Raw genomic sequence first — 11,530 nt, 5'->3', positions numbered from 1 at the left:
GAACTTAAAAATGGATTTGACCGATAATTTCTTAACCCGTATCGCATTATCTAAGGCAATATCCCGTCCAGATATTGGTATTTTGCGTAATTACATTAACGTACAACAACGCATACCTTCAACGGACAACCCACAAGACCCTGCATGGGAGCGTGATGCAAATGGCGACATTGTAGGTGCCAACGTAACGTACTTTGCCAAAGCATCGAATCCTACGCTTAAACCTATTACCGCCAAACAAGTTGATTTAAGTTTTGAGTATTATTCTAAAGCGACGTCGGTATCATTAGCTTTGTTTCATAAACGTTTTGATGATTATATCCAGTCGGGTATTTATGAGCGAGAGCTAACCAACAATGGCGTGACAAAAACGGTCTCTGTTAGCGGTGCTGTGAATGGTGAAGGTGCTAAATTCAGTGGTTTTGAAATTCAAGGTACCAAGTGGTTTGACTTTTTACCGGCACCATTTAATGGTTTAGGTATTCAAGCCAACTATACTTACATCAATAACAATGGGGTGGCAAATACCAACGTAAGTAGTGGTGCTGCAGACGGTTCGGGTAACTTAAACACGGGTCAATCGCCTGATGTGTTAGAAGTTGCACAACTTGAAGGCTTGTCAGATACAGCCTACAACATGATTCTGATGTACCAAAAAGGTTCATTCCAAGGCAAGATTGCCTATAACTGGCGTGAAGAATTCTTAGTCACAAATTCTGACTGTTGTATTGCTTACCCTGTGTGGCAAGATGATTATGGTCAAATTGATGCATCAGCAAGGTATAAAATTAACGAAACCTTTGAGGTTAACTTTTCCATTCAGAACTTGACTGGAGAAGAAGCAGTGTTAACACAACAAGTTGAAAACAGTTCGGATGGAGGACTTCGCTTACCTTACTCGACCAACCAAAGTGACACACGTTATACCTTTACTTTGACCACAAAGTTCTAAAAATTTGGGAGTAGTCCCCCTCGCACATTATTGGTTTTAACAATGTGTGAGGGGATATGATATGAAACAACCTTATGAAATAGTAATAGTGGGAGGCGGCACCGCAGGTTGGATGTTTGCTATTGCGGCCTCCGCTTTATATCGTTCTAGTCAACTCAAAATCACTCTTATTGAATCCGAACAAATAGGCAGTGTGGGTGTCGGTGAAGCTACCCTGCCGCAACTCAAAGATTTTAATGAGTACGTAGGCATCGACGAAAAAGAAATGATGACCAAAACCAATGCCACTTTCAAATTGGGCATTAGGTTTGATGACTGGGGAAAACTAGGTAATAGTTATTATCATCCATTCGGTCAATACGGTGATGGTTCAAATGGTGAAGACATTCACCAATACTGGGCACGTTTACAATCTGAATCGGATATACCAGATCTTCAATCTCTTTCCTACGCAGCGCAATTATGTACTCACAAAAAATTTACTATTCCTAGTCAAAACAACAGTAGTTTTGCAGGGAATTACGCTTATGCATACCATTTTGATGCAAGTTTATATGCCCAATTTTTGCGAGAAACCTGCGAAAAGCGCGGAGTAAACCGCATTGAAGGTATGATCGAACATGTCATCCGTGATCCTCAATCCGGCGATATTAGTTCACTCAGATTAAAAGACGGACAAGAGATCCACGGCAACTTTTTTATTGACTGCTCGGGCTTTCGTTCATTACTACTCAAGCAAAGCTTAGAGGCTAAGTTTGAAGATTGGTCAAAATGGTTATTGTGCGACCGTGCTGTTGCACTGCCCAGCGAAAAACTACCCAATGTGCCCAATTATACCTTGTCCACAGCAAAACAGGCAGGATGGCAATGGCAAATACCCTTACAACATAGAACCGGCAATGGCTATGTGTACTGTAGCGAATTTATCAGTGATGACGAGGCCATAACCTCTATACAAAACAACATTCGTGGTGAAGCGTTGGCTGCGCCTAAAGTGTTAAAATTCCAAGCAGGTCGATACCAACAAAGTTGGAATAAGAACTGTTTAGCCGTTGGCTTAGCCAGTGGTTTTCTCGAACCACTGGAGTCCACCAGCATTTATTTAATTCAAATGGCTATTACTTCATTTTTACGTTTATTTCCCCTCAACAACGATGCACTCATAGCCAAAGAGTACAATCGAGAAATGGACAACGAATATGATCGTATTCGTGATTTTCTTATTTTGCATTACCATTTAAATCAAAGAGACGATGGTGAATTATGGCGTTACTGCCGCGATATGTCGGTACCAGACAGTTTACTAGAAAAATTGGCGCTGTTTGAACAAAGAGGTTATGTAGATACCTACAAATATGGATTATTTAACCTACCAAGTTGGATATCCATATTGCATGGCCAAGGAGCAAAACAGCAGCATATCGAGCCTTTCGCACAAGCAATTCCTAAGGCTAAACTCGCTGAAAACTTAAAAACGTTTGCTGCTAATATTCAGCAACATATCAAAACACTTCCCGATCACGAGCAGTTTATCCTTCAACACTGCCCAGCGAATAAAAAGTGATAACCATGAAAGCTTGCCCGATAAAAAAAGTCCTTGTAGTTGGAAAAGATTTAGATGCTTGGATAACCGCACTGTTTTTAAAAACCAGCCTGCGTATGACAGACGAGAAAATAACCATCGAGCTGATCGAGCTGCCCAGCCAGTTAACTGAACACGATTTTTATTCCGTGTTACCCAGTTATAAAACAATTCATCAAGCGCTGGGGGCAAATGAGAAAAGGTTACTGGAACTATCTCAAGCACATCACTTTTTCGCTCAACGATTTTCAGCATGGAACAATCATAAACCTGATTATTTTCAGTCATATGGAAAACTAGGCGCTAACTTTAATAGTGTGGATTTTTACCAGTATTGGATAAAAGCGGTACAACAAGGCTTAAACGTACCATTAGAAGATTTTAGTTTTGGCGCTTCGGCAGCAAAACACACCAACCTTGAAATATCGAACATACCTAAAGATGCGCCGCCATTTGGTTACCATTTGTCAGCTTTACCCTATCTACAAACCATTAAAGAAGCCGCTCTAGCGGCGGGTATCAACCCCATCCAAAGTGACATTAAGCAGGTTAAGTTAGATAAAAAGCGCATCAGTGAAATCGAACTAACTAATGGCCAAATCCTAAGTGCTGATTTGTTTATCGACGCTTCTGGCAAACAGAATTCACTGCTTAAACATCTGAAATCCGACAACTTTGAATCCTGGTCAGATACCTTTTTATGTGACCGAATGATTACCACCTCGGTCTCGGGGTTTTCGCCAAAACCTGCTTATAGTTTAATATCGGCATTCTCAGCAGGATGGTTTGGCCTTTATCCGTTACAAAACCGCACAGGATTGTATATTTATTATTCATCGGCTCATAGCGACAAAGAACAGGTGTTGAAAGAAGTATCAGAGATTTCGAATATCAAAATGGACAATTTGAAAGATTCACCGATTGAAACAGGCATAACAAAACAACCTTGGGTTGGCAATTGTGTGGCAATAGGTGAAGCTGCTGCCACATTTGAAGCACTAGATGCATTAAAACTTAATCCACTAGTGACCAGTTTGGTTCAATTAAGAGAGTTGTTTCCTGTGCATTGTGACTTCGAACTTGAAGCAGCCACTTACAATCGTAAACTTCACCAGTTTTTAAACCCAGTCAAAGACGTGCAGACTGCGCATTACAAACTAAATTCCAGAGAAGGCCAACCCTTTTGGGATGCCTGTCGCAATATGCCAGTATCTGCAAACCTATCCGAAAAAATCGCTCTTTTTGCAAGACTAGGCCATGTATCGGTCAGAGAATATGACAGCTTTTTAGAAGAAAGTTGGACCTTACTATTTAACGGCCATGGGCTAAAACCCAAAGGTTCTCACCCATTAGTTGACCGCGTTTCAGACGACGAGTTAAAACAACAATTTATGTCTTTATTACAAAACGTAGCCCAACAAACTAAAGGGTTAAGCGCTGGACGTTAATTTATCCAAAAATAGGTTCACTGATACTCTACTTTATCACCCTAAAAATGGACCACTAAAAACAACAAAAAAGGAAACAACATGATCTGTTTTTTAAAATCAATACTGACAAGTGCCACCTTAATTACGCTCACAGCATGTGGCGGCGGAGGGGCGAGCCAAACTCCCGCGCCAACATCCAATACTTCTAACCAAGCAACTAACTCTCCTCAAGTAACAACACCCGCGGAAAACTCACCTACCATAGTTAAAGGATATGAAATATTCGAACCGCTGTTAACCAGTGACACATTTAACATATACGCCATTACTAACTGTGGTGATATACCCAGTTCAAATTCAAGCAATATTGTGTTACTTGATGGCAATACACCAATTGACGGAGACGCCTGGAGTCATGTAGACGGCAGTCAACCTTGGATTGGCTTAAGCAAACCAGCGAATAGTTATGACATTCAACGTCAAGCAAATATTCAAGACACTGATTGCAACAATGTGTCTACTTACAACAGTATTCTGGTCAAAAAATATGGCGATTGGGATCAACAGCACGCCAACGGTTACTTTGCCAATAACGAGCAAGATATAAACTTCGATAAACTTGATACTGTCATAATGGATATTTATTACGACTCTACATTGTCTACTCTACCCACTACAGTAGACATATCAGAGGCTTATCAAAGTCTGACCAATGACCAACTTGCTGAATGGGATGACGGATTATTCCATCTAAAAGTGCAATTATCTGACACAACAGGAAATTATCACGGTGCATTTAACCTACGGTTAACCACTGACATGGCGGACAAATGGTTACGGGTAGAGGTGCCTGTGTCTGAACTCACTATTTGGCGCACGGAGGGGTATACAAAATTTGATATCACTCAAAGCGATATTGCAAACAAAACTCTGAAAAGAATAGGACTGGTAGCCGAAACAAAAAACCTCAAGGTGTTCCGCAACTACAATCCAGAAGGTTTCAATATAGACACTACACCTAAGTTATTTAAAGAAATTGCTTTTCGCGTTAAACGTTTGGAAATTACGACAAAACAAAACTAACTGGCAATGAATGTCCATCAAAATCCCGATGGACATTCGCTGCAAGGACATAATTAAGCTGAAATAGTCAATAGTCCCCTAATCTATATTTACGACGTAATCTCGCCAGGAACACAGTCGCAAACATTATACCTAGATAACCCCCATTTAAAGCTCCACCACCTGAAGAACCGTTATTTGTTGGTGTCGGTTGGGGTGTAGGCTGAGGTGTAGGTTGTGGAGTTGGAGCCGCTGTCTCCGGCTCTGTAACAGTTTGGGTAATATCGAGCCAATTAAGATAAAATAGGTAACCTGATGCCCCTTTAAATACTAGGCGCATACTTTGAGTTCCTGTCTCTAAATTAATACTCCCATCAACCGATGTCCAATCGTTCCAGCCACCTGTTGAAGCTACATTAATATCATTGACAACTGCCCCATCGATTACTACCTCTATGGTTCCACCTTCGGTACCACTTGAAACTTCAAACTCGAATTGGTATTCGCCACTTTCGCTAACGTCAATTTTAAATTCAATGAAATCGTCATGCTCTATAAAAGCGACTATAGAGCCTTTATCCTCATTATTTTCAATCCGAACTCCTGATTGAGCGATAAAACTTTCTGCATCTATTTTTGACGGTATTGTTACTGCGGGGAATTCTAATACATCAGTTGGAGGGGTTACAATGGCATCCTCTATTGTGGAATTTTTCCATGTTCTAGTTTTACGGTCATAATCAAAGAACCAAGTTATTGGCGCAATATTGTACAACTCACTTGCAGCAGCAACCACTTCATAATAAGTAACCCTAGATTCTAAATTATCTTGATCCTTGGCCCCCCATTCACCTATAACAACAGCTTGCCCTTTACTTACAAACGTATCGTAATAAGATTTAATTTGATCTCTAAGGTTCGTTATTTCTGTGGGGGTGCCGAAGGTCGTTACGCCTTCTCCTATGGTAAAAAAATAAGGGCTGTAATTGTGAATAGATATTATGATTCGTTCGTCATCGTTAGGTATGATTATAGATTCTAACGCAGCTTGTGCATTGGCCCCATTTTGCGGTGTCATAATAAAACGAGAAGCGTTATTACCACCTGTTTCTCGAATCGCGTTAACCGCTGCTAGGTTTAATTGATTCACCATATCGCGATTTTCTTCGCTACCGCCACTCCACTCTTTAGCAGAACCAACTTCACGAGGTTCATTCATCGTTTCAAAGATAAGGTAGTCACCATAGTCTTTAAAGCGAGTAGCAATTTGGGTCCATACTTTTTCAATTTGTGCTATGGATTGATCTTTGTGTTCATAGGTAGGACTAAGCCAGCCGCTATCTTCATGCAGATCGTCATGGTGGATGTTGATAATTACGTACATATCGTTAGCAAAAGCATAGTTTGCTATTTCTTCAACCCTGTCCATCCACTCTACATCAATGCTAAAGTCAGGTGCAGGCCCCATATGCTGTTTCCAAGTCACAGGTACCCTTAGTGTTTTGAAACCCCGGTCAGCGAAGTCATTAACCATTTCAGGCGTGGTATAAACGCCCTCTCCTTGCCAACAAGTCTCGGTTGCTAATCCTTCTCTATAGTTACAGTGGGCGTCGAGAGTATTATACAAGTTTAGACCCGCTCCCATATCAAGAGTCAATTCTATTCCAGTAATGTTTTCACGCATTCCAGTATAGGCAGTATCGGCGCTCGCTATGGATATTTGCAGCGAAACTAACCCCAAAATCATCAATATTTTTTTCATTATTTTTTCTCGCTAATCAAGCAACTTTCACAGTTACTGGGTGCCTTTTTATTCACATAACAGCTAATAGTTCGTGGGGATAGAAAACCGCACAGTTTTATAACTAATAGATCATTAGCTTATGAATTTAAGCCAAGAATGCTAACGTATTAATGTTTGGTAATAATTTGAAAAGTATATAAAAAGTTTAAAAAGTATCTCATGGGGGCTAATTAAGACACTTTGATACAAGTTGTTATGCGCTACGAATTAGCAACCCGGTTTTTTCCTTATTTAATTGGGCATCTTCGCTATACTTTGGAGCGATTATTGTTTCCCAATATTAAGTTGATACAACCATGCTCTCCAATTAATTTATGAGCAGAAGTGAGTTAGCTTAAAGGTCAGCAGATGGTTCTGAATTTCCAATTAGAAGTTAAACACCAACTGCTGGAGTAATCACTAACTCAACTTTCTTTGTTCAAAATAAATGCTAAACAGGCAAAATTACCACGGCATCCAACCCCCCCTCTGGTCGATTGTTAAGCTCGATTTCTCCACCATGAGAGCGGATAACCGAACGGGCAATAGCCATGCCTAAACCTATGCCACCTGAATTTCGATTACGAGACTCTTCAGTACGTTCAAAAGGTTCAAATAACCGCTCTCTGTCTTCGGCCTTGATACCACTGCCTTCATCTTGAATATGAATTTCGACCACCTCTTTGGTGTGTTTGACATACACATCTACGCGGTTTCCATATTCCACACCGTTACGTATTAGATTATTTATCGCCCGCTTTAAGGCTGTTGGTCGTCCTAAAAAGGCTAACTTGCCTTTGGCTTCAAAGGTCACGTCAAGATCCTGCTCATTTAAGTCACAACACAAAGATTCAATTAAAGAAATCAGATCAAAGTTTTTATCTTTTTCGGCCCAAGAGTCACGTAGTGCAAAAGTGACCGTCGCTTCACAAATTTGTTCCATCTCAGAAATTTTATCCAAAATTTTCTGCTGCACGTCTTTTTCACCGATATATTCTGCGTTTAAACGCATAGAGGTTAAAGGAGTACGAATATCGTGAGAGATAGCCGCTAGCGCTTTGGCTCTATGATCGTTCACATTTAAGATACGTTTATGCATAGCATTAAAGGCGATGATGGCATTTTGTATATCTTCAGGACCGGTAGGCTCTATAGTTTTAATGGAATGACCTTTACCCAACTCATCAGCTTTATGGGCTAATTCAGCTAAGGGGCGAGTGATATGACGCACAATTAGCACAGCAAATATAATAATAATAAAACTAAACAAACCAGTAGGGGCAAAAGTGGAACGGATCCACACAGGAAAAGCAGTTTTGTCGTAAATGGTCAAATGCACCCAACGGCCATCGGTTAACTGTACCTGTAATTGCAAAATAATGTTTTGCGTATTTTCCATATGATCTTCAAGAGTATTGCCGATGATTTGATCTTTAAAATAACCTAAGATCATTAAAAACTGGTTTTCCATTGGCTTTAGTTGACGTAAAATCGCGTGTTTAAAATCGCCTCCTAGTTCATGTAGTTCATGGCGAAACTCTTGACTTCGTTTATGATCAAATGCAGACATCTGTGACTCAGCAAAAATAGGATGATCATTAATGGAAAATTGTGCTCTATAGGTATTTAGCGCATACAGATTATTATCACCCCCACCGTTTTCCATCACAGATACGGCTGAAGCCATTTTTTTTAGATAATGTGGCCCATTAAGTTTTTTCGCAATCACGTCATTATCATTGGTTTCTATAACAAAAACCGAAAATATCAACATAACCGTAATGACTAGGGTAATAAGTACCAACAGTATCATTTGACTAGCAAGTTTTTTGGGAAGCATCTAACACCACATAAAAATGTCTAACCTTTAACGTGCAAGGTTCAATAGGGTAACGAGTGTTTGAAAAGCAGTGTGAGGATGGTAATTTTTATTTCATACCCTAACATTATTTTTTGCTTTTCAGTGTACTAGGCTTATTAGCTACTGTGAACTAAGGTAAGCTAAAAGGCAGGCCAATAACATTAGCCTGCCTTAATTTTGCAGAACTTTTAAAAGTGATGACTTAACGTCATTTACTCAAAGGTTTTTGTTTTACATTTGAGGCTTTAGCGCGCGCTGAATCCTTGCGCATAAATGTTCTTACGTTATGGAATTCACCATTTTCATCAGGTAATTTCAACCATTGAGCAGGGAATTTGGCTTCTTTCGAACGTCCGCCATGACGTAAAACTGAACCAGTAGAAAAACGTTCTGTATAAGGTACTGTTGTTTGGCCCATATCATTTTCTAACTTAACAAATAGCCTTTGTCTAAGGTCAGCAACCACAGCCAAATACGACTCATCATTGATCAGGTTGTGCATTTCTTTTGGATCATTCTTAATGTCGTATAACTCTTCGGTATCCCACACGCCATGGTAGGTAATAAATTTATAATCATCTGTGCGTAGCGCAAATGTAGTAGGAGTCTGTGGGTAATTGAACTCCCAATAATACTCGTACAACAATTCGGTTCGCCAATCTTTTACGGGTTTATCTTGCGCCAGTGCAAATAAACTTTGCCCTTCAAATTGTTTAGGCATGTTTTTCACACCTGCTATGTCTAACACTGTGGGGGCAATATCAATATTCGCTGCAATCTCATCGACCACATGTTGTTTCTTAACTATGCCCGGCCCACGCATTAACATAGGTACACGCATAGACTCTTCATAAGCATTACGTTTATCGATCAAACCATGTTCACCAAACATAAAGCCGTTATCGCCCATAAGAATAACGATAGTATTGTCGTCTTGCCCTGTTTTCTCGAGCCATGCAAACAAACGTCCCAAAGAGTCATCCACTGCCGATAAAGCTCTGTGGTACTGCATTTTATAACTTTGTACATCTAGTGCACTGTGATACGGGAAATCCACGCCATGCCAACTGTTACGTTGGTTTTTCACCCATAGGGGTTTACCTTCATAGTTTTCTTCAGTATTGGCTTGTGAGCTTGGAACAGGTACAACTCTGCCTTCATATTGTTTTTCATGACGTTTAGCTGGCGAAAAGTCAGCATGCACGGCTTTATGAGAAAGATATAAGAAAAAGGGTTTTTCTTCGTTTTGTTTATTTAACCAGTTAATTGAATAGTCGGTTAACTCATCGGTAATGTAGCCTTTTTGAGGGGCTCGTTTACCATCTACATTCAGTGTATAAGGTTTACCATTGCCTAATGTAGACGGGTAATAACGTCCTTGACCAGGAAAGCTTACCCAATGGTCAAAACCAGGTTGTGGGGCATCTTTAGCGCCTTTTCCTTGAGACTCCCCCATATGCCACTTACCTACAAATGCCGTGTTATATCCGGCCTCTTGTAAATAACTTCCAAAAAACTTAGTGCCTGGTTTAGGTGGCTTATTGTTATCAACCACACCATGGTTATGCATGTATTGACCAGTCAAAATAGACGCGCGACTAGGTGAACATAAAGCAGTGGTCACGAAAGCGTTTTCAAAATGTGCACCTTCTGTAGCCATTTTATCCATGTTGGGTGTGTCAATTACTGGGTTCATGAAACCCAACTCGTCATATCTTTGATCGTCGGTTAACACAAAAATAATATTAGGTTGTTTGCCTTTTTGCGAACTCGCAATGGACAATGAGCTAAATAGAACAGCCATAAGAGGGACTAAGCAAAATATAAGCTTAAAATAGGATTTACTTTTAATAATGTGATTATTCATTCAACGCTCTCTGTTAATGTACGTTTATTATTAGCTCATGATAAAGGTCACTTACCTGTATCTTATCCCTAAGCATTAACAATATGTATTAATCTGTCGCACATCTAAAAAGTGAGACAGTTAGAGATAAAAAAACAACTGAATTTGCAGATACCGCACTCAGCCAAGCAACATTAACATTTAATTAACATGAATTTGAATAGCTTTAATTTTAAGGTCCAAACAAATTTGTATTAAATTGTCGCAAACTTTGGTTGTGTGACAGTTTGCCAACATCCTTTACACCTTGTAGTACCTACTCTGTGATTAAATATGCCTATCCTTTTAAAAGCACAGGTGTGTAACTATGTCGAACGACAAAGCTAAATCAACACAAGATTGCGAAAATTCATCACGACGTAACTTTTTGAATAAACTGAGTACATTTGTTGGTGTCACTTCTGCTACTTCTTTAATTGCCGGAAACGGTATTTCTGTCGCTCTAGCCTATACCCCGCAATTAGATAGTACACAAAGAGCTGGAAAATTATTAACCCAATCACAACTTATTCTATTAAAGGCCATATGTGAGCAGGTTATCCCTAAAACAGATACTTTAGGCGCTGCAGAAGTCGACACACATGGGTTTATTGATAATCAGTTATTTCATTGTCATAGCGCTCACCAACAACAAATAATCATCACTTTATTAAAAGATATAGATAAGGAATCCAAACAGCTATACAAGACGACTTTCATAAACTTAAGTTCGGCCTTAAAAATATCTTTACTAAATCAACTGGAACAAAGTAACAAATCCCTTTCTAAAAACTATCGAGGTCCCTTTAAACAACTAAAATCATTAATTTGTTTTGGTTATTACACGTCTGAAGAGGGGGCATCTAAAGAACTACGGTATCTCGCTTTTCCCGGTGGTTATAAAGGTTCAATCCCGTATAAAAAAACCGACGCTAATTGGGGTTCACAAGGCTTGGGTTATTAGTCACTAATTCT

8 protein-coding genes are annotated in these 11,530 nt (G+C 39.7%); 5 read left to right on the top strand and 3 right to left on the bottom strand.

Features of this window, described 5'->3' with window-relative positions:
• The 4 genes from ACSHXM_RS12005 to ACSHXM_RS11990 all read left to right on the top strand — a co-directional run.
• Positions 1–952: TonB-dependent receptor domain-containing protein (locus tag ACSHXM_RS12005; protein WP_435689011.1), on the top strand; the 952-nt coding region annotated here is incomplete at its 5' end.
• A 61-nt stretch (positions 953–1,013) separates the two neighbouring features.
• Positions 1,014–2,516, top strand: a complete 1,503-nt coding sequence (locus ACSHXM_RS12000; protein WP_435689010.1) for a tryptophan halogenase family protein — start codon at positions 1,014–1,016, stop codon at positions 2,514–2,516.
• Positions 2,517–2,521: 5 nt separating this feature from the next.
• Positions 2,522–3,982, top strand: coding sequence for a tryptophan 7-halogenase (locus tag ACSHXM_RS11995; RefSeq protein ID WP_435689009.1), 1,461 nt, complete (start codon positions 2,522–2,524; stop codon positions 3,980–3,982).
• An 81-nt stretch (positions 3,983–4,063) separates the two neighbouring features.
• Positions 4,064–5,047 carry a hypothetical protein gene (locus ACSHXM_RS11990; protein WP_435689008.1) on the top strand — a complete coding sequence of 328 codons (984 nt, stop codon included), beginning with the start codon at positions 4,064–4,066 and terminating at the stop codon, positions 5,045–5,047.
• 67 nt (positions 5,048–5,114) lie between these two features.
• On the opposite strand, the gene ACSHXM_RS11985 is transcribed toward ACSHXM_RS11990, so the two are convergent.
• From ACSHXM_RS11985 to ACSHXM_RS11975, 3 genes are all read right to left on the bottom strand, one after another.
• Positions 5,115–6,788 (bottom strand): cellulase family glycosylhydrolase, encoded by a 1,674-nt coding sequence (locus ACSHXM_RS11985; protein ID WP_435689007.1) that lies wholly within the window; start codon positions 6,786–6,788, stop codon positions 5,115–5,117.
• 472 nt (positions 6,789–7,260) lie between these two features.
• The gene (locus ACSHXM_RS11980) at positions 7,261–8,649 is read right to left on the bottom strand and encodes an ATP-binding protein (RefSeq protein ID WP_435689006.1); all 1,389 of its coding nucleotides are present in this window, start codon (positions 8,647–8,649) and stop codon (positions 7,261–7,263) included.
• A gap of 229 nt (positions 8,650–8,878) precedes the next feature.
• Entirely contained in the window at positions 8,879–10,537 is a 1,659-nt protein-coding gene (locus ACSHXM_RS11975) for a sulfatase family protein (RefSeq protein WP_435689005.1), read from the bottom strand.
• A gap of 346 nt (positions 10,538–10,883) precedes the next feature.
• Here ACSHXM_RS11975 and ACSHXM_RS11970 point away from each other — a divergent pair, with 346 nt between their 5' ends.
• Positions 10,884–11,519, top strand: coding sequence for a gluconate 2-dehydrogenase subunit 3 family protein (locus tag ACSHXM_RS11970; RefSeq protein WP_435689004.1), 636 nt, complete (start codon positions 10,884–10,886; stop codon positions 11,517–11,519).
• Positions 11,520–11,530 lie beyond the last annotated feature (11 nt).

The organism is Paraglaciecola sp., from assembly GCF_051252315.1.
GTDB lineage: Bacteria > Pseudomonadota > Gammaproteobacteria > Enterobacterales > Alteromonadaceae > Paraglaciecola.
This window is presented reverse-complemented; position numbering and strand designations above follow the sequence as displayed.